Annotated in this window: 17 protein-coding genes and 1 tRNA gene; 7 read left to right on the top strand and 11 right to left on the bottom strand. The window is 71.2% G+C overall.

Going from position 1 to position 18,247, the window contains the following annotated elements:
- Positions 1 to 52: 52 nt before the first annotated feature.
- From TBR22_RS19940 to TBR22_RS19930, 3 genes are read right to left on the bottom strand one after another with little or no spacing between them, the layout of a single operon-like run.
- The gene (locus tag TBR22_RS19940; protein ID WP_239489585.1) at positions 53 to 1,291 is read right to left on the bottom strand and encodes a selenium-binding family protein; all 1,239 of its coding nucleotides are present in this window, start codon (positions 1,289 to 1,291) and stop codon (positions 53 to 55) included.
- Positions 1,292 to 1,348: 57 nt separating this feature from the next.
- On the bottom strand, positions 1,349 to 2,371 hold the full coding sequence (locus TBR22_RS19935; RefSeq protein WP_239489584.1) for a TrkA family potassium uptake protein: 1,023 nt from the start codon (positions 2,369 to 2,371) through the stop codon (positions 1,349 to 1,351).
- A 22-nt stretch (positions 2,372 to 2,393) separates the two neighbouring features.
- Positions 2,394 to 3,314 (bottom strand): ankyrin repeat domain-containing protein, encoded by a 921-nt coding sequence (locus tag TBR22_RS19930; RefSeq protein ID WP_239489583.1) that lies wholly within the window; start codon positions 3,312 to 3,314, stop codon positions 2,394 to 2,396.
- Positions 3,315 to 3,370: 56 nt separating this feature from the next.
- Here TBR22_RS19930 and TBR22_RS19925 point away from each other — a divergent pair, with 56 nt between their 5' ends.
- Complete coding sequence (locus TBR22_RS19925; RefSeq protein WP_239489582.1) at positions 3,371 to 4,876, top strand: arylsulfatase; 1,506 nt, start codon at positions 3,371 to 3,373, stop codon at positions 4,874 to 4,876.
- 12 nt (positions 4,877 to 4,888) lie between these two features.
- On the opposite strand, the gene TBR22_RS19920 is transcribed toward TBR22_RS19925, so the two are convergent.
- The 3 genes from TBR22_RS19920 to TBR22_RS19910 all read right to left on the bottom strand — a co-directional run bounded on the left by TBR22_RS19920 (position 4,889) and on the right by TBR22_RS19910 (position 7,473).
- Positions 4,889 to 5,284 (bottom strand): iron chaperone, encoded by a 396-nt coding sequence (locus TBR22_RS19920; protein WP_239489581.1) that lies wholly within the window; start codon positions 5,282 to 5,284, stop codon positions 4,889 to 4,891.
- A gap of 8 nt (positions 5,285 to 5,292) precedes the next feature.
- On the bottom strand, positions 5,293 to 6,714 hold the full coding sequence (locus TBR22_RS19915; RefSeq protein WP_239489580.1) for a cation:proton antiporter: 1,422 nt from the start codon (positions 6,712 to 6,714) through the stop codon (positions 5,293 to 5,295).
- Between the two features lie 108 nt (positions 6,715 to 6,822).
- Positions 6,823 to 7,473, bottom strand: a complete 651-nt coding sequence (locus TBR22_RS19910) for an NAD(P)-dependent oxidoreductase (RefSeq protein ID WP_239489579.1) — start codon at positions 7,471 to 7,473, stop codon at positions 6,823 to 6,825.
- A gap of 174 nt (positions 7,474 to 7,647) precedes the next feature.
- Here TBR22_RS19910 and TBR22_RS19905 point away from each other — a divergent pair, with 174 nt between their 5' ends.
- Positions 7,648 to 8,607: an AraC family transcriptional regulator gene (locus TBR22_RS19905; RefSeq protein ID WP_239489578.1), complete on the top strand. Its 960-nt coding sequence runs from the start codon at positions 7,648 to 7,650 to the stop codon at positions 8,605 to 8,607.
- A 446-nt stretch (positions 8,608 to 9,053) separates the two neighbouring features.
- Here TBR22_RS19905 and TBR22_RS19900 read toward each other — a convergent pair.
- From TBR22_RS19900 to gap, 5 genes are all read right to left on the bottom strand, one after another.
- Positions 9,054 to 9,140: transfer RNA gene (locus TBR22_RS19900), tRNA-Leu, on the bottom strand.
- Between the two features lie 103 nt (positions 9,141 to 9,243).
- Positions 9,244 to 9,708 carry a preprotein translocase subunit SecG gene (gene secG / locus TBR22_RS19895; protein WP_239489577.1) on the bottom strand — a complete coding sequence of 155 codons (465 nt, stop codon included), beginning with the start codon at positions 9,706 to 9,708 and terminating at the stop codon, positions 9,244 to 9,246.
- A 69-nt stretch (positions 9,709 to 9,777) separates the two neighbouring features.
- A complete protein-coding gene (gene tpiA, locus TBR22_RS19890; RefSeq protein ID WP_239489576.1) occupies positions 9,778 to 10,533 on the bottom strand; it encodes a triose-phosphate isomerase in 756 nt (251 codons plus the stop codon).
- A gap of 117 nt (positions 10,534 to 10,650) precedes the next feature.
- Complete coding sequence (gene pgk / locus TBR22_RS19885; RefSeq protein WP_239489575.1) at positions 10,651 to 11,841, bottom strand: phosphoglycerate kinase; 1,191 nt, start codon at positions 11,839 to 11,841, stop codon at positions 10,651 to 10,653.
- A gap of 102 nt (positions 11,842 to 11,943) precedes the next feature.
- Entirely contained in the window at positions 11,944 to 12,951 is a 1,008-nt protein-coding gene (gene gap, locus TBR22_RS19880; RefSeq protein WP_239489574.1) for a type I glyceraldehyde-3-phosphate dehydrogenase, read from the bottom strand.
- Between the two features lie 193 nt (positions 12,952 to 13,144).
- Between gap and TBR22_RS19875 the strand changes: the two genes are divergently transcribed.
- The 5 genes from TBR22_RS19875 (at position 13,145) to TBR22_RS19855 (ending at position 18,065) form a co-directional block, all read left to right on the top strand.
- On the top strand, positions 13,145 to 14,452 hold the full coding sequence (locus tag TBR22_RS19875) for a 3-deoxy-D-manno-octulosonic acid transferase (RefSeq protein WP_239489573.1): 1,308 nt from the start codon (positions 13,145 to 13,147) through the stop codon (positions 14,450 to 14,452).
- On the top strand, positions 14,449 to 15,483 hold the full coding sequence (gene lpxK, locus TBR22_RS19870) for a tetraacyldisaccharide 4'-kinase (protein ID WP_239489572.1): 1,035 nt from the start codon (positions 14,449 to 14,451) through the stop codon (positions 15,481 to 15,483). Before TBR22_RS19875 ends, lpxK begins: the two co-directional genes overlap by 4 nt.
- Complete coding sequence (locus tag TBR22_RS19865; protein ID WP_239489571.1) at positions 15,480 to 16,430, top strand: lysophospholipid acyltransferase family protein; 951 nt, start codon at positions 15,480 to 15,482, stop codon at positions 16,428 to 16,430. Before lpxK ends, TBR22_RS19865 begins: the two co-directional genes overlap by 4 nt.
- Positions 16,427 to 17,452 carry a lipopolysaccharide heptosyltransferase II gene (waaF, locus tag TBR22_RS19860; protein ID WP_239489570.1) on the top strand — a complete coding sequence of 342 codons (1,026 nt, stop codon included), beginning with the start codon at positions 16,427 to 16,429 and terminating at the stop codon, positions 17,450 to 17,452. The genes TBR22_RS19865 and waaF overlap by 4 nt, the downstream gene beginning before the upstream one ends.
- Before the next feature lie 154 nt (positions 17,453 to 17,606).
- The gene (locus TBR22_RS19855) at positions 17,607 to 18,065 is read left to right on the top strand and encodes a transposase (protein WP_239489569.1); all 459 of its coding nucleotides are present in this window, start codon (positions 17,607 to 17,609) and stop codon (positions 18,063 to 18,065) included.
- Positions 18,066 to 18,247 lie beyond the last annotated feature (182 nt).

The raw sequence follows: 18,247 nt of genomic DNA, 5'->3' as shown, positions 1-18,247 counted from the left end.
CGGCCTGCTTCCACGCTTGGGGCGGCCGACGCGGACGTGCTTGCCGGCGTCGTCAGTTGCTCGCCACGGGGCGGCTGAACACCGCGCCGTGCGGGATGCCCTTCGCGTTGCCGCCGTGCGGCCACGTCTTGTCGTCCATGCGGAAGCCAGGCGTCGTCGCCCCCTCCTCGCGGAAGCGCTCGTCCCAGGCCAGCGCGCCGGTCGCGGGATCGAACCGGGCGATGACGACGCGGTGCTGCATGCCCTCGTAGCCGGTCACGACCACACGCCGCTGGTCGGGCGAGAGGGAGATCCAGTGCGGGACATCGTCGGGGCCGAGCGTGACGCGGCTCACTTCCCGAGGCCTGGCCGGATCGCTGATGTCGAGACTCACCACCGCACTCCAGGCCGGCACGGTCACCAGGTAGTACTTGCCGGCGATGACCGGAATCGCGCAGTTGGTGCCCTTCTTCTTCGGGAACGATGCCACCAGTCGAGCCGACGGCGCATCGCCCTCGAGACCCTGCATCAGGTACAGCCCGCAGTTGAAGGTCGACACGAGCACCGTGCGCCCGTCGCCGAGCAGGCGCGGCTCCGCGGTGAGCAGGCCCTCGTCACCCGCAGCGCCGTCGGGCAGCGGGAACGTGGAGAGCAGCTTCAGGTCCGACAGGCGCCACACCTGGAGGTTGCGCGACGCCTTGAAGTCCTTGTCCATGTCTGTCGTGGTCGTGACCACGCGGTCGAGGGACGCGACGATGGCGCCGCTGTACACCCGCAACTCGGGATCGACGCCGGGCCCGTCGGCGGAACTGGAGCGCACCGGGACGCCGGCCGGCGTGAGTTCCACGAGGCCGCCGGGCGTCATGCCGCCGGCCCCGTGCCGCATCTGGAAGGTGGCCAGCACGTTGCCGTTCGGCAGGCGGAGGAAGGAGTGCGGGTGCGAGTAGCCGTCGAGGTCGCCGAACTGGTGGGTGATCCGCGGATGCGTCGCGTCTGCGAGGTCGAAGACGAAGGTCTGGCCGGTGCCGAAGCCGTTGGCGAACAACTGCTTGTCGGCGGGCATCTCGTGCTCGGTGTGGTGCGGCACGTTCTCGCGTCCCGGCACCGGCAGCGTGGTCACGAGACGCCCGTAGCGGTCGCCGCGCTCGGTGACGTCGAGCACCGCCAGGAAGTCGGGTTGCGCCTTGTCCGCCGCGGCCGTCCACAGGTACAGGTACGTGGAGGCTGACGGGGCCGCGGGATCAGGCGTGCGTGACGTGCAACCAACGAGGGCGACGAGCAGAGCGACGACGGCACCGCAGCAGGAGCGCACGGGCCAAGCATAGTGCCTGATGAGCTCTGCGCCGATCGTGCAGCCGCGCCGCTGCCGTCAGGGCGTGGTCCCCGCCACCACCCCGGCGTGGCCGGCCAGTTCGGTGAGCCGGTTCGCCGGTCCGAGCAGCACCAGGTGGTCGCCGGCGTCCATGCGGGCTTCCGGCGGCGGATTGAACTCCATCTGGCCGCTGGCGCGCTTGATCCCGACGACGATCACGCCGAACTTCTGGCGCAGGTTGGCGCCGACGATCGTCTGCCCGGTGAGCGGCCCGTCGGCTCGAATCTCGATCTGTTCCATGGAGAGTTCCAGGAACTCGGAGCTGGTGGCCAGCTGCACGAAGTCGACCACGGCAGGGCGGAGGGCGAGCTGCGCCATGTGCTGGCCGCCGATCTGGTACGGCGAGATCACCCGGTCGGCGCCGGCCCGCTTGATCTTGCGGGTCGCATCGTCGCTCTCCGCGCGGCCGATGATGTAGAGCCCCGGCTGCATCAGGCGTGCGGTGAGGATGGTGTAGACGTTCTCGGCGTCGCTCGACAGGGCGGCGATCAGCCCGCGGGCCCTCGACACGCCGGCCTTCGCGAGCACGTCCTCGGAACTCGCGTCGCCCTCGACGGCGAGGTGGCCGGCGTCGGCGAGCGCCCGCAGGCGCTCCGGATCGCGCTCGACGACCACGTAGGGCACGCGCTGTCGGCGGAACTCGTCGACCAGGATGCCGCCGATGCGGCCGTACCCGCAGACGATGAAGTGGCGGTCCAGTCGATCGAGCATGGCGGAGATCCGTCGGCGCTGCCAGGGGCTGTGCAGCGTGCTCTCGATCACGCTGGCCCCGATCAGCGTGAAGGAGTACAGGACGGTGCCGACCCCGCCGACCAGCACCAGCATCGTGAACGCCTCGCCGGCCCGCGACAGCGGGTGGACCTCCCTGTAGCCGACGGTCGTCAGCGAGATGACCGTCATGTACAGGGCGTCCCAGGCCGACCAGCCCTCGATCAGCATGTAGCCCGACGTGCCGGTCAGCACGAGGGTGAGCAGCAGGACAACGGCCTGCACCGACGTCCGCGACCAGGCGCCGTTCACGGCACCAGTGTATCCGCGCCGGTCAGCGCAAACGTGCGAGCACGCCGGCAACCGCCGCCTTGTCCACGAAGTCGAGGCGCTGGTCGGCCTCGAGCCTGGCACGAAGATCCCGGCCCTGCAGGTCGCGGTAGGCGCGCCAGTCGACGCCGTGGTCGAGCAGCACGGTCACCGCGGGCCAGTTCTGCGCGTTGACCGCGTCGAACAGCGCCGTGCGTCCGTCCCTGGCGCGAGCGTTCACGTCGGCGCCGCGGTCGAGGAGCAGCGGCAGGATGTCGGGATGGATCCTGCGGCCAGTGGCGCCCCACCAGACGGGCGCGCCGAACGGCCCGAGGGCGTCGGGATCGGCGCCCGCATCGAGCAGCACGCGCACCGCCTCGGGGCCGACGCGGATGGCTTCCACCAGCGGCGGTTCGGTGCCCCCGTCGTCGGCGCTGGCGCCCGCGGCCAACAGCGCGCGCACCACGTCCGGCGAGCCGGGGTGCTTCTGGAGGTGTCGCAGCGCGACGACCACGACCGACGTGCCCTCGATGGAGCGCTCCCGCAGGTTGGCGTCCCTGGCCAGTGTGGCCACCGTCGTCGCGTCGCCGCGCGCGATCGCCTTTTCGAGTGCCTGCATGCCATCGCTCCGGAACTTCGTCGGCGCGCCCGATCCGTCGCGGAACTGACCGATGCGATAGCCCGCGACGACCGGCGCGAGGGCGACGACCAGGAGCGGCGCGGCGGCCACGCCGAACGCGAGCAGTCGCAGGGGCCAGACCGGCGCGAAGTGGAACAGCGCCACGGCCGCCATGATCAGCAACCCGGGGACGACCAGGATGGCGCCGGCCACGGCGATCGGACCGGTGTGCGATGGCGGGCCCGCGGCGAGCCCGAGCAGGAAGACGAGTCCGAGCGCGGCGAGGTCGGCGAGAATCACGAGCCAGAACGCGAGGGTCAGCAGCATGGGACCTGGACGATGGTATGCGCACGGGTGGCGCGACGGTACGGTAGCGTAGTGGCGTGATACCGACCCGCCTCGCCGCCCTGCTCGTCGTCGTCGTGGCCCTTGCGCTGTCGGGACTGCACGCGCAGGCGCCGCGCCTCAACGTCGTGTTCATCCTGGCCGACGACCTGGGCTTCGGGGAGGTCGGTGTCTACGGGCAGGCGAGGATCCCCACGCCCAACATCGACAGGCTCGCGGCGCAGGGGATGCGCTTCACCCGGCACTATTCCGGGGCGCCGGTGTGTGCGCCGGCCCGCGCGGTGCTCATGACCGGCCTCCACATGGGCCACGCCGAGATCCGGGGGAACATCCAGGCGAAGACGCGCTTGCCGCAGTTCACCGAGGGGCAGTACCCGCTGAGCGCGGGCGCCGTCACCATCGCGCAGGCCTTTCGCGCGGCCGGGTATGCGACGGGCGCCATGGGCAAGTGGGGCCTGGGACCGGTCGGCAGCACCGGCGACCCCAACCGCAAGGGCTTCGACCTGTTCTTCGGCTACAACGACCAGGCCGTCGCGCACAGTTACTATCCGCCGCATCTCTGGCGCAACACGGAGAAGGTCGTCATCAACGCGCGACCGGTGCCCGGGCATGCCACGCAGCCGGATGGGCCCGTGTCGATGGACCCATGGATCGGCGAGACGTACGCGCCGTCGCTGATGATTGCCGAGGCCGAGCAGTTCATCGCGGCGCAGGCCGGGCGCCCGTTCTTCCTGTACCTGCCGTTCATCCAGCCGCACGTCGCCATGCATCCCCCGAAGGCGCAGGTGCAGCGCTTCCCGGCCGAGTGGGACACCGTGCCGTATCGGGGTGGCAACAGCTACCTGCCGCACCCGCGGCCGCGCGCCGCATACGCCGCGCTGATCGCCGAACTCGACGACCACGTCGGCCGCGTGCTCGCGGCACTCGACCGCGCCGGCCTTGCCGATCGGACGCTCGTCGTCTTCACCAGCGACAACGGCACCACGCACCCGGGCCAGAAGGATCCCGCCTTCCACATCGGCGGCGTCGACGCGGCGTTCTTCGACAGCACGCGCGGCCTGCGCGGCTACAAGGGCAGCGTCTACGAGGGCGGCATCCGCGTGCCGATGATTGCGCGTCTGCCCGGCCGCATCCCCGCCGGCACGGTCAGTGACGTCGTCGGCTACTTCCCCGACTGGTTCCCGACCCTGGCCGCAGCCGCCGGCCTGCGGGCGCCGACTGGCCTCGACGGCGAGAGCCTCTGGCCGATCCTCACCGGGGGCGCCACCTCCGTGCCGACCCGCCGGCCGATGGTGTGGGTGTACCCGGAGTACGGCGGGCAGGTCGCCGTGCGCATCGGCGACATCAAGGTGGTGCGTCAGCGACTGCTGACCGATACGCCCGGAGCCTGGGAGGTGTACGACCTGGCTGCCGACCCTGGCGAGTCGCGCGACCTCGCGGCGACCCGGCCGGAACTCGTCAGGCAGGCGCAGGACGTGCTGCGTCGCGAGTCGACGCCCAACGACGTCTTCCCGCTGCCCATTCCCGGCGTGACCACGCGCTGAGGCGACTGGCGGCTACTTCTTCTTCGCGGCGAGGCGACGCACACCCCTCGCGGCGTCCTCGGCGGCGCGCAGGCGCCCGATGCGCGTCAGGAGCGCCACGGGCACCTTGCCGGCGAGGGGGAAGCGGATGGTGCCCTTGCCGTTGTACTCGTACGGCTCGAGCGCGTCGCCGAGCGCCTCGACCAGGTCGCGGGTCGCCGGATAGACCGAGTAGTGCGCGGTGAAGGCCGCGCAGTACACGACCACGCGTCCGCCCGCGCGCAGCGCCGGGATCCCGTACGAGATGACCGGCTCGGCGCCAGGTACACCCTTTCGTAGTGCCGCGAACACGCGCCCCAGGACGGCGCGCGAGTCGTCGGGCAGTGCCGCCAGGTATGCCTCGACGGAATCGAAGGAGGGGCGCGGCATCGGAGACCTCACGCGTGGCCGGCGGATGCGGGGCGGGCCACCGGGATGACGCCCGCGGCTGCGGACGGGTACAGGCGCGCCAGCAGCGGCGTGGTCATCACCGTCGTCACCAGCGCCATCACCACCAGCATCGAGAACAGGGCCGGCGAGATGATGCCCAGATCGAGCCCCAGGTTCAGCACGACCAGTTCCATCAGCCCCCGTGTGTTCATCAGCACGCCCAACGCGAGCGAATCGCGCGTGTTGAGTCCCGTCACGCGGGCGGCGACGGCAGACCCCACCAGCTTGCCGACGATGGCGAGCACCAGGATCAGGGCGCAGTAGAACCACATCTGCGCGCCGACCACCAGTCCGATCTGCGTGCGCAGGCCCGTGTAGGCGAAGAACACGGGCAGCAGCAGCGTCGTCGCCACGAGCTCGAAGCGGGCGGTGACGGCGTCGACGAACGCCTCCGTCTTGGGCAGCATCACGCCGACGAAGAAGGCCCCGAACAGCAGGTGCAGGCCCAGCCACTCGGTGGTCACCGAGGCCAGCATCACGACGGTGAGCAGCAGCGCCACCGAATCCTCGCTGAGGCGCCGCCGCTTCTCGAAGCTGGCGAGGAACACCCCGAGTCCGGCCCGACGCAGCAGCGCGACGACGGCGATGAAGGCGGCCAGGCCGCCGACCATCACGGGCACCGGCAGCGCGTGCTGCGACGCGCGCACGAGCGCGACGATGCCGGCCAGCAGGCACCACGCCGTGACGTCGTCGACGGCGGCGCAGGCGATGGCCACCGTGCCGATCCGCGAGTCGGTGAGCCGGCGCTCGCGGAGGATTCGGGCGAGCACGGGGAAGGCGGTCACGCTCATCGCCGTGCCCATGAACAGCGCGAACTCGTGGAAGCGGACGTCGGCGGACGAGAGTCGCGGGTAGAGGTAGAGCGCCAGCGACACGCCGAGCAGCATGGGCAGTGTGATGCTCGCGTGGCTGGCCAGCACGGCCGTGTGGCCGAGGTGTCGGAGGCGACGGAGGTCGAACTCGAGGCCGACCAGGAACATGAACAGCAGTAGCCCGAGCTGGCTGAGCGTGTTCAGGTGAGCGTGGTTGGCGGCAGGGAACAGCGTGGCCGACAGGGCCGGCGCCGCCCAGCCGAGCAGTGACGGCCCGAGCGCGATGCCCATCGCCATCTCGCCCACCACCTGGGGCTGGCCGATGGCACGGGCCGCCAGTCCCGCGACGCGCGCGCACGCCACCAGCACCGCGACCGACAGCAGCAGCCACGGGAGGCTGAACGCGCCGACCGGAGCCGCCGCCCTCACCGTGTCGTGCGCCGCCCCTGGCGGCGCCACGAGCGCGGACCCGAGTTGTAGCGCCAGCAGGACCCCCGCGATGGGCAGGCCCACGAGCAACGCATATTCGACGAGGACGCGGGAGGCACGATGCAGCATGGCCGGCAGGCCAGCATAGCGCGGGCGCCGGGCCTCCGCATCCACGGCGCCGGCCGGACCGACTTCGTCCCGAAGGTCAGGAGGTCGGTTCGGCCTGCCGTGATCTCGTCACGAGAGCGCGACGATGCGGTGGTCGAAGGCGTCACCCTCGACGGCATCGGCGAGGAACTTCGCGACGCTGTGTCGGCTGATGGCCATCCCGCGGACCTCGCCATCGACGGAGGCGAAGGGCTCAGGCGCCGGCTGAACGTCGGTGAGCGCCACCGGCTGGGCCACGACCCATCGCAGCCCGCTCGAGACGGTTTCGGCCTGCTGGATCTCCGTATCGGCGATCTGCGGCCGGAGAAGCAGCGCGAAGATCAGCCGCCACTTGAGCGGGAGGTGCGCCCGCGTCGGCCCGACGCCGAACGACGTCAGGACGACGAGCTTCTGGACGCCATGCCGTCGCATCATCGCGATGACGTGCCTGGTGCCCTGCGAGCGCACGTGCAGGGGCGTGTCGGCGCTGCCCCGCAGGCGCACGCGAAGGGCAGGCTCCCGGATCCCCAGCGTCACCACGACGGCGTCCTGACCGCGCACGCACTGCTCGACGTCTGTCGCGCGCATCGCGTCGCCCTGCACGACCCTGACGCCTTCGGGAAAGGGCGGGCTCGACGCGGGTCGCCTCACCATCGCCGTGACGTTGTGCCCGCGATTCAGGAGGGCCGCGATCACGGCCCGTCCCGACCCCCCCGTCGCTCCGACGACCAGAACGTTCATCGTGTGCTCCTTGCCAGGGGCCGACCTTGTCGGCCAGGTTGATGCGTCCATCTTCCGGCGACAGAACTGGCGTTTCCATTCCCACTCGTGTCGATTTCATGCTCGATCGTCCTGCTCATTGAACGTGACGCATCACTCGTGCAATTGTGGCGCATGGTGGCAGGCACGCCGCGCATGCTCCCCGCTTCGGCCGACCCGCTGGGAGAGGCTCTCCACTTCCTGCGGATGAGCGGCACGCTCTACTGCCGATCGGAGTTCACGGCGCCCTGGGGACTCGACCTTCCGCCGCTGTCGGACACGCTCATGTTTCACGTGGTCACCGCGGGCGAGTGCTGGCTGGTGGTGGGGGAGGAGGCGCCCCGGCGCCTGCGCGAGGGGAGCTTCGCGCTGGTCCCGCATGGGCGAGGACATCGCCTCGTCAGCGAGCCCGGCGCGACGGCGGTGGGCCTCTTCGACGTGCCGGCCGAACGGATCAGCGAGCGATACGAGGTGCTGCGGCAGGGCGGCGGCGGGGACCCCGCCACACTCATCTGCGGGGCCGTCCGTTTCGATCACCCGGCCGCCGCGGACCTGGTCCGCCTGCTGCCGTCCGTGGTCACGATCGATGCCTGGCGCAGCGATGAACGTGACTGGGTCCAGACCACGCTGCGTTTCCTCGCCAGTGAAGCGCGCGAACTCCGGCCGGGCGGCGAGACGGTCATCACGCGACTGGCGGACATCCTCGTCATCCAGGCGGTACGGAGTTGGCTCGCGCAGCACGCCGACCAGCACCGGGGATGGCTGGGGGCGCTCCGCGACCCGCGGATCGGCCGCGTCATCCGGTGCGTCCATCGCGAGCCGGGCCGCGCCTGGACCGTCGAGTCGATGGCGGCCGAGGCGCAGATGTCACGATCGGCGTTCGCCGCCCGATTCACGGCGCTGGTCGGAGAACCGGCGATGCGCTTCGTGCTGCGCTGGCGCATGCACATGGCCGCGGCGGCGCTGCGCGATGCTCGCACCACGGTCACGTCGGTGGCCAGTGACCTGGGGTATCAGAGCGATGCGGCCTTCGCGCGCGCCTTCAAGCGGGTGCTCGGCCACGGCCCCGGCCAGGAGCGGCGGCGAGGCCACTCCTCGTCCGGCGCTTCCGCGTGACGTGCTCAGGCAGGCCCGCGCCGTCGGCGCGAACGGCGTCCGGACGTCGGAGCCTGCCCGCGCTGCTGCCGACCGGGCGTGCGGGACGTTGTCGGAGTGCGAGCCGACCGGAGCCGAGACGCAAGGGCGCCGATGGCGGCGCTGCACGCCGGCTGACTCAGTGGCTTCGATGCGCCAGAACGAACGCTGTGCTGGGAGCGCCCCTGGACTCGCAGGCTCGCGCAGGGCATTCGACTCGTCGACCGGCTCGGAAGGGGGGCTCGAGCCCGACGGCCGAGCCGCGCGGCGGCGTGGGCCCAAGGCCTGCGGCCGGCCTGCCGCGCCAGAACGAACGTCGTGAGTGATGGTGCGGAAGGGGGGACTCGAGCCCGGCGGCCGAGCCGCGCAGCGGCGTGGGCCCAGGGCCTGCGGCCGGCCTGCCGCGCCAGAACGAACGTCGTGAGTGATGGTGCGGAAGGGGGGACTCGAACCCCCACGAGATTGCTCCCGCCAGCCCCTCAAGCTGGTGCGTCTGCCAATTCCGCCACTTCCGCAAGTGGTAGGTGTCGGTGGGCGTGAACCCGCCCGACAGAACCACGGACTATAGCAGGTCCGTGGCTGCGAGGGAAGCGCGCAGGCGCGAAGCCTGCCGCGCCGCTACTGCTTCTTCGGCTCGGGTGCCGGAGCCTTGGCCGGGGCTGCCGGCGCGACGGTCGCAGGCGCCGCGCTGCCCGCAGGCTGCGACGTCGCCGCGCCCGTGCTCGGGGTCGTGGCGGCAGGCGTCGGAGCGGCCGCGGCGGCCGGGTTGGCCGGAGCCGCAGGCGCCTTGGTCGCTGGTGTCACTGGCGCCGGCTTGGCGCCCGGCACGCCGCTCATCACCGAGCTCGGACCACGCGTGCCGACGATCGCCAGACCGAGCGCGCCGACCATGAACAGCCCGCCGAGGATCGCCGACGCCTTGGTGAGCACCGTGGCGCCCTGCCGGGCACCGAAAGCGGCCTGTCCGCCGCCACCGCCGAACGCGGAGGCGATGTCACCGCCCTTGCCCTGCTGCAGCAGGACGGCCAGCAGCAACAGCAGGCAGACGACCACGTAGAGGGTGACGATCAACCAGTACAGCATAACGATTCAGTGTAAATCGGGAACCGGGAATCGGGAAGCGGGAATCGGCGGCGCGGTCCTGATCGTCCCTCAGACCGCAGCCGAGGCGATGGCGAAGAACCCCTGCGGGTCGAGGCTGGCGCCGCCGACGAGCGCGCCGTCGACGTCGGGCTGCTGCAGGATGGCGCGGGCGTTGTCCGGCTTGACGCTGCCACCGTAGAGGATCTGGCACTTGTCGGCCGCCTCGGCACCCAGCCAGGCGCGAAGCCGTCCGCGGATGTGGGCGTGGGCCTCCTGTGCCTGTTCAGGGGTGGCGTTGCGGCCGGTGCCGATCGCCCAGACCGGCTCGTAGGCAATCACCATCAGCGCGAACTGCTCGGCCGACAGGCCGTCGATGCAGGCCTTGAGCTGCGTGTCGAGCACCTCGAAGGTCCGTCCTGCCTCGCGCTCCTCGAGCGTCTCGCCGATGCAGGCGATGGGGGCCAGACCGGCGGCGTACGCCGCATGGATCTTGCGCGTCACGTCGGCATCGGTGTCGCCGAAGACGCGGCGCCGCTCCGAGTGCCCGAGGATGACGAGCTCGGCGCCCGCTTCCTTCAGCATGGGCGCGCTGACGGCGCCCGTGTACGCGCCTTCCTTCTCCCAGAAGCAATCCTGGCCCGCGGTCGCGATCCCCGAGTTGCGCAGCGCATCGGCGACGCCGTGCACCGCGGTGAACGGCGGCGCAATCACGAGTTCCACCGTCGTGAGGTCCTTGGCCAGCGCCCGGAACTCCTTGGCGTAGGCGATGGCGTCGGCGACGCCCTTGAACATCTTCCAGTTACCGGCGACCAGTGGAGAACGCATCCTTGATCCTTTACAGAAAAGGAAAGAAGAGCAGAAGGACAGAAGGGCAGAAGGCAGAGCGGGAAGGAAAAAGGACGGAAGGACAGAAGCCTTCTTACCTTCTAATCTTCGGCTCTTCTACTCTTTCTCCGGCAGCACCGCGACCCCGGGGAGGGTCCTGCCTCCGAGAAATTCGAGGCTCGCGCCGCCGCCGGTCGAGATGTGGCTGATCCGGTCGGCGACGCCGGCCTTGTGCACCGCCGAGATCGAGTCGCCGCCGCCGATGATCGTGATGCCGTCGACGCTGGCCACCGCCTGCGCGACCGTGTTGGTGCCGTTGGCAAAGGCCGGGATCTCGAACACGCCCATCGGGCCGTTCCACACCACCGTCTTCGCGCCCTTGATCAGCTCCGCGTAGCGCGCCGCGGTCTTCGGGCCGATGTCCAGGCCCATCCGCGCGCCGATTGCGGCGTCGCCGACCGCAAGCGTCTCGGACGGCACGTCGGCCGACAGCGCCTCGGCCACGACGTGATCCTCCGGCAGCGCGAGCGTGAGGCCGCGCGCATCGGCCTGCGCCTTCAGGTCGCGCGCCGTGTCCACCAGGTCGGCCTCGACCAGCGACTTGCCGACCTCGAGCCCCTGCGCCTTGAGGAACGTGTAGGCCATCGCGCCGCCGATCACCAGCGCATCGACCTTCGGCAGCAGGTTCTGGATCACCTCGAGCTTGTCGCTCACCTTCGCACCGCCGAGCACCGCCACGAACGGCCGCTCGGGGTTGGTGAGGGCCTTGCCCATGTAGGCCACTTCGTTGGCCATCAGCAGGCCGGCGGCGGCGTCCTTCACGTGCGCGACCATGCCCTCGGTCGAGGCGTGCGCGCGGTGCGCCGAGCCGAACGCGTCGTTGACGTACACGTCGCAGAGCGCCGCCAACTGCGCCGCGAAGCCGGCGTCGTTGGCTTCCTCCTCCGCGTGGTAGCGCAGGTTCTCGAGCAGCACCACGCCCGGGGCGCCGGCCTTCGCGATGGCGTCGGCCGCCGGGGCGCCCACGCAGTCACTCGCGAACACGACCGGCTGTCCGAGCAGCGCGGACAGGCGGTCGGCCACCGGCTGCAGCGTGAACTCCGGGTTCGGCTTGCCCTTGGGCCGGCCGAGGTGCGAGGCGAGGATCACCGTCGCGCCCTGCTCGAGCGCGTAGCGGATCGTCGGCAGCGACGACTGGATGCGCGTGTCGTCGGTGATCTGCCCGTTCTTGATGGGCACGTTGAAGTCGACGCGGATGAACACGCGACGACCCTTCAGGTTCAGGTCGGTGATGGAACGCTTGGCCATGGAGACTCGCTGAAATGAAACGAAGGCCGGCGGCGCGAGCCGACGGCCTTCCGAAGTGCCCTGCGACCGTCGAAGGCCGACGGCCGAATGACGAAGGCCGACTTACAGGCCCTTGGTGGCCATGTAGTTGACCAGGTCGACGCAGCGGCTGCTGTAGCCCCACTCGTTGTCGTACCAGCTCAGCACCTTCACGAAGTCGCCGTCCATGACCTTCGTGTACGCCGAGTCGACGATCGAGCTGTTCGAGTTCTTGCGGAAGTCGATCGACACGAGCGGCGCGTCCTCCACCGCAAGGATGCCCTTGAGCGGACCGGCCGCGGCGGCCTTGAACGCCGCGTTGACCTCGTCTGCCGTCGTCTTCTTGCCGACGATCACCGCGAGGTCGACCACCGAGACGTTCGGCGTCGGCACGCGCATCGCAAAGCCGTCGAGCTTGCCCTTCAGCTGCGGCAGCACCTCGCCCACGGCCTTGGCCGCGCCCGTCGTCGTCGGGATCATCGACAAGGCCGCCGCGCGCGCCCGGCGCAGGTCCTTGTGCGGCAGGTCGAGCAGCTGCTGGTCGTTCGTGTAGCTGTGGATCGTCGTCATCCAGCCCTTGACGATCCCGAAGTTCTCCTCGAGCACCTTGGCGAACGGCGCGAGGCAGTTGGTCGTGCACGAAGCGTTGGACACCACCACGTGCTTGGCCGGGTCGTACTGCTCGTGGTTCACGCCCATGACGAACGTGCCGTCAGGACCGGTGGCCGGGGCCGTGATGATGACGCGCTTGGCGCCCGCCGCGACGTGCTTGGCCGCGTCGTCACGCTTGGTGAAGATGCCCGTGCCCTCGAACACCACGTCCACGCCGAGGTCGCCCCAGGGCAGTTGCGCCGGATCACGCTGCGCCAGCACCTGGAACTTGTCGCCGTTGACGCTGATCCAGCCGTCGCCCGACTCGACCGTCGCCTCGAGATTGCCGAGGATCGAGTCGTACTTGAGCAGGTGCGCCAGCGTCTTGGTGTCGGTCAGGTCGTTCACCGCAACGAAGTCGAGCTTTCCGGTGCCGAGCGCCGCCCGCATGATGTTGCGCCCGATGCGCCCGAACCCGTTGATGCCAACCTTGATGCCCATGGAATTCCCTCCCACGCGGTCGCAGACCTGCGGATGATGACGGTCCGTATGAATGACGTGCCGTCCACGACCCGGACCCCCGTGACCGGGGGACAGGGGGCGGCACGACCGCTCATGGTATCGCGAATGGTTCGCTATACTCCACGGAGCCGCCTCGGCCCGTGCGGAACGGCGGCGGGCCGGTCTGCCCGTCATGTACTTCCTCTACAGCCTGCTCGTCGCCTCCGGCCTCGTGGTGTCGGCCCCCTGGCTCGCCTGGCAGGCGCTGCGCCACGGCAAGTACCGGCACAAGTGGCAGGAGCGACTCGGGCGATTGCCCGAGAGCCTCGCTGCGACCGGCAGCCCCACGCTCTGGCTCCACGCGGTGTCGGTGGGGGAGGTCCTGAGCGCCGCGCCCCTGGTTGCCGCCCTTCGTCGCGACCACCCGGAATGGCGCGTCGTCGTGTCCACGACCACCCGGACGGGGCGCGCGACCGCAGAGGCCCGGCTGTCGGGCGTGGCCGGCGTCTTCTACTTCCCGCTGGACTTCGCCTGGGTGGTCCGACGCGTGCTGCGGCACCTCCGCCCCGACCTCCTCGTCATCGTCGAGACCGAGATCTGGCCCAACCTGGCGCGTCTGTCCCGCGCCTCGGGCATCGGGGTCTTGCTCGTCAACGCGCGGATCTCGGACCGCAGCTACCCACGCTACCGGCTGGTCCGGGGCCTGCTGGGGCGGGTGCTGGCGCAGTTCGACCGGCTGTGCGCCCAGTCCGAGGACACGGCCGCCCGGTTGCGCGCGCTCGGCGCACCGGCCGACCGGCTCGTCGTGACCGGCAGCCTCAAGTTCGACGTCCCTGCCGACGCGCCCGCCGGTGTGGCCGCCGTGGCGGGTCGACTCGAAGGCCGGCCGGTCCTGCTGGCCGCGAGCACGCTGAAAGGCGAGGACGAGGTCCTGCTCGAGACGTTCGCCTGCCTGCGTGAGGGCACGCCGGGGGCGCTGCTGGTGCTGGCGCCCCGGCATCCCGAGCGCTTCGAGGCGGTGGCGACCCTGGCGGCGCGCACCGGGCTGCGGGTGGCGCGCAGGACTGCGCTGGCCACCGATCCCGATGCCCCCTTCGACGTCCTCGTGCTCGACACCATCGGCGAGCTGGCTGCGCTGTGTGCGCAGGCGACGGTGGTGTTCGTGGGCGGCAGCCTCGTGCCGGCCGGTGGCCACAACATCCTCGAGCCGGCGCGCTACGCCCGGCCGATCGTCGTCGGACCCTCGATGTCGAACTTCGCCGAGATCGCACGGGTGTTCCTCGAGGCCGGCGCCCTCGTGCAGGTGCCCGACGCGGCGACGGCCCAGCGCGAGCTGCTGGCTCTCTTTGCCGACCCGACCCGCCGGCAGGCGCTCGGCGCCGCGGCGCAGGGCGTGCTGGACCGGCACCGCGGGGCGGTGGGCCGGACGATGCGCGAGATCAGCGCCGTGATGGCGACGCGGGCCGTGGCGGCGGGGGCGATGGCGGGGGTGGGGCGATGAGTGACGCGCCCTGGTCCTCCCGCGCGTTGCGCGCGGCGGCGCGTGTGTACGGTCACGGCGCGGGCCTGCGCCGCGAACTGCGCCGCAAGACGCCCCGGCGCCTCGAGCGGCCGGTCGTGAGCGTCGGCAACCTCGCCGTCGGGGGCCGTAACAAGACGCCCGTCGTCGCGGCCGTCGCGCGCATGCTGCACGGCTGGGGCGAGCGGCCCGCCGTGCTGAGTCGCGGCTACGGGCGCGAGACGCCGACCCGCGACGTCGTGGTCGTGCGCGACGCGGAACACATGCGGGCGACGCTGGCCGAGAGCGGCGACGAGCCTTTCATGCTGGCGCGGGAACTGCCCGGCTGTTGCGTGCTCGTGCATCCCCGGCGGGCCCGGGCAGGCGCGTACGCCGAGGAGGCGCTCGGCTGCACCGTCCACGTCCTCGACGACGGGTTCCAGCACGTCGAGCTGGCTCGCGACGTCAACCTCGTGCTGCTCACCGTCGACGACGTGCTGCACGGCGAGGTGTTGCCGGCCGGGCGATTGCGCGAGCCGCTGCACGTGCTCGAGCACGCCGATGCGCTGCTGGCCGTCGACGGCAGCGCCTCGCGGCTGCGGATGGCGCTGGGGCGTACCCCCGACGTCCCGATCTTCGAGGCCCGCCGCCACCTCGGCCCCGCCCGCCCGCTGTCGGGCACGACCGATTTCTCGCGCCTGCACGAGGCGCCCGTGCTGCTCGTGACGGCGGTGGCCGAGCCGTCGCGCGTCGCCGACGACCTGCGGCGCGTGGGGTGGAACCTGGCCGACGTCCTGAGCTTCCGCGATCACCACCGCTACCGCGGCGAGGACGCCGCGCTGCTGGCCCGGCGGGCGCGCGAGGTCGGGGCACACGCGGTCATCACCACCGCCAAGGACGCGGTCAAGCTCGAACGCTACCTGCCGATCGAGGTGCCCGTCGCCGTGGTGCCCCTCGAGGTCGTGATCGAGCCGGTCGACGAGTTCGCGGCGTGGCTGCGTTCGCGGCTGTCGCTGGATCCGGAGGGCGCGTGAGCGAGCCTCGGCCGCGCCGACGGCACCGATTCGAGCACGCGGTGCTGTCGGTGGTCACGGCCATCGTGCGCCGACTGCCGCAGTCGTTCGCCACCCGGCTGGGGCACGCGATCGGCGCGATCGGCTACCGCCTCGACGGCCGTCATCGCCGCATCACCCTCGACAACCTGGCGGCGACGTTTCCCGAACGGTCGGTCGCCGAGCGCACCCGTATCGCGAGGCAGGTGTTCGCGCACTTCGGCCGCAAGCTCGTCGAGTTGCTGTGGTTCACCGGGTTGCCGCCCGAGCGGCAGCTCGCGCTGGTGGAGTTCGTCGGCGAGGAACACATCCGGGCGGCACAGCGAGCGGGCAAGGGCGCGCTGATCGTCACGGGGCACTTCGGCTTCTGGGAACTCCACGCCCTCGCCCACGGGCTCAAGCTCGGGCCGATGGCCGTGGTGGCGCGAGCCCTCGACAACCCCCTGCTCGATCGCACCCTCATCGACCTGCGCAGCAGCACGGGCAACATCGTCATCGACCGCAAGGGCGGACTGCGGCGGATCATGCGCGCGCTCAACGCCAACCAGGCCGTGGCGGTGCTGATCGATCAGCACATCCTCACGGCCGACGCCGTCAAGGTCGACTTCCTGGGGCGGCCTGCCGCGACGACGTCGGCGGTGGCGGTGCTCGCGCTGCGCACCGGTGCAGCGGTGATCCCCGCGTTCTCGCTGCCGCTCAACGACGGGCGCTACCGGTTGATCTACGAGAAGCCGATCGAGCTGCCGGACGGCGAGTCGCCCGAGGCCGTGCGCGACCTCACGCAGCGCTGCACCAAGGTGCTCGAGAAGTACGTCCGCGCCCACCCCGAGCGCTGGCTGTGGATGCACCGTCGGTGGCGTGACGACGTGCGGACCACCGAGTCGCCGTCGCTGGCGGTCGACGACGCGGCCGGGGACGCCGAGGCGTGAGCGACGCGCGTCGCGTCCTGGTGCGCGGGCCCAACTGGCTCGGCGACCTCGTGATGGCGGCGCCGGCAATCCGCGCCATCGGCGACGCGTGGCCCGGCGCGGCGGTGGACGTCGCGGTGCCGGCGGGCCTGGCGCCGATCGTCGGCGTGCTCGAGCCGCGCGCCGGTGTGCTGCCACTGGCCGGGCGGACCGGCGTGGGCGCCGTGTGGCGGCATGCGGCGCAGGTCGCGGCCGGCGGGTACGACCACGCGATCCTGCTCACCAACTCGTTCGCGTCGGCGCTCGCGATGCGGCAGGCCGGCGTGCCGGAGCGCTGGGGCTACCGTCGCGACGGGCGTGGCTGGTTGCTCACGCGGGCCATCCGCCCTCGCGACGCACGGCGCTCGACGACGCATCACGCCGACTACTACGCGGCGCTCGTCGAGGCGCTCGGCTTCCCGCGCCCGTCGCTCGATCTGCAGGCCGCGTTGCCGACCGCGGCGCGCGACGAGGCCGTGTCGTTGCTGCGCGAGGCGGGCTGGGATGGCGATGCGCCCCTCCTCGCGTGCGCGCCAGGGGCGGCCTACGGCGCCGCCAAGCAATGGCCGCCGCGACTGGTGGCGCGCGTGGCTGACGCATGGCGGGCCGACGGGGGAGTCGTGGTGCTCGTCGGTGCGGCTGCGGATCGGCCGGCCGCCGAGGCCGTGAAGGGCGGGCTCGTTTCCCCGGCGCCTGGCGCCACCGGCCTCATCGACCTGACGGCCCGCACGAGCCTGCTGGCGCTGGCGGGGGTGCTCGGCGTCGCCTCGCGCGTGCTCGCCAACGACTCCGGGGCGATGCACGTGGCGGCGGCACTCGGCACGCCGACCGTGTCGGTGTTCGGCCCGACCCGCGAGTGGGCGACGTCGCCGCTGGGCCCGCACCGCATCCTGACGCACGAGGTCTGGTGCCGCCCGTGCATGCTGCGCGAGTGTCCGCTCGACCACCGCTGCATGACCGGCGTCTCCCCGGATCGCGTCATCGCCGCCCTCAAGGAGCTGTGACGTGTAGCTGCCGACCTTCAGGTCGGCAGGCGGCTCGCCCGAACTCTGCCAACGTGGGTTGCCTGTCAGCAACCACGGTTGTCGTGTCGAGCCGCAGCGACGCCCGTGCGGAGGCGAAGTCTCGTAGGCACAGGCTGTGCAGCACGCCTGCAGCATGACGATGCGACTGCGCACGTGGGACTACCGAAGCCCCGGCTTTTACTTCGTCACCGCGTGCACCGCGGCGCGCCGCCCGCTGTTCGGCGAGGTGGCGCTCGGTCGTATGCATATGACTCCGGTCGGCGCCATCGCCCGCGACGCCCTCTCTCGACTTGATGGTCGCGACGGAAGGATCGAGTGCGCCGTGGTCATGCCCGACCACGTACACCTGCTCCTGGCCATCACCAAGGCGCGGGGCCGTTCCCTCTCATTGTTCGTCCGTGACTACAAGGCCCTGGTGACGCACGGCTGCCGCGCCGCGGGCCTGGTCGGCGTGGACGTCGCGGTGTGGCAACGCGGCTTCCACGATCGTGTGATCAGGAACGACCAGGAACTCGACGCGCTGCGCCGCTACATCGAGACCAATCCGCTTCGATGGAGCCTGGCTCGCGCCTCGGGTGGCGCGTCGACCTGAAGGTCGACGCCTACACGCTGCGGTATAGCTGCTTCGCACGGGGGGCGACAGGGTGCGTCGACCTGAAGGTCGACGCCTACGAACGGGAGGTCGATGCCTGCGACCATCGCCCAAGGGCGATCGCTACACTTCAACAGGGCGACGGCTACGCGTGACGATGTTGCTGCCGACCCTCAGGTCGG

The organism is Luteitalea sp. TBR-22, from assembly GCF_016865485.1.
Lineage (GTDB): Bacteria > Acidobacteriota > Vicinamibacteria > Vicinamibacterales > Vicinamibacteraceae > Luteitalea.
Note: the sequence above shows the minus strand (reverse complement) of the source record. Positions and strands in the feature narration are given on the sequence as shown.